Source organism: Bacillus sp. ES1-5 (genome assembly GCF_022487605.1).
GTDB classification, from domain to species: domain Bacteria; phylum Bacillota; class Bacilli; order Bacillales; family Bacillaceae_G; genus Bacillus_A; species Bacillus_A wiedmannii.
The window spans coordinates 1-394 of record NZ_JAKVPU010000056.1 but is presented as its reverse complement, the minus strand read 5'-3'; the positions used below and the strand labels follow the sequence as shown (position 1 = coordinate 394).

The window sequence follows — 394 nt, the reverse complement described above, 5'->3', positions numbered from 1 at the left end:
TTGCATCAGCTGGATTGCATCGTATTAATTGGGATATACCTCAATTTGAAATTGGGTATTGGATTGACCTTTTTCATTCCATTAAACGACCTTCCAATCACGCCGAACGGAAAAACTAATGAAAAAGAACTGCCAGCTCCTGAACTTATGTTAGATCAAGAGGAGGAATATATTGCACCTAGAACAACCGTAGAAAAAAAACTAGCAGAATTGTGGGAGCAGATTCTAGGGGTAACTCCTGTTAGTATTAGTACCCATTTCTTTGAAGTGGGAGGTCATTCACTCAAAGCGGTTTCTCTGATATCGGCCATTGAGAGAGAGTTATCGGTTAAATTGTCGATTAAAAAGATTTTTGAACATCCTTATTTAGAGGAAATGGCAATAATGATTGAAC

General features: G+C 37.8%; 1 protein-coding gene and 1 pseudogene. Both read left to right on the top strand.

Features of this window, described 5'->3' with window-relative positions; all coding sequences use genetic code 11:
• Nucleotides 1–68, top strand: a pseudogene (locus MKO96_RS29260) (GNAT family N-acetyltransferase); the annotation flags it as partial.
• Nucleotides 46–394: phosphopantetheine-binding protein (locus tag MKO96_RS29255; RefSeq protein WP_240589351.1), on the top strand; the 349-nt coding region annotated here is incomplete at its 3' end. The pseudogene MKO96_RS29260 and the gene MKO96_RS29255, both read left to right, overlap by 23 nt.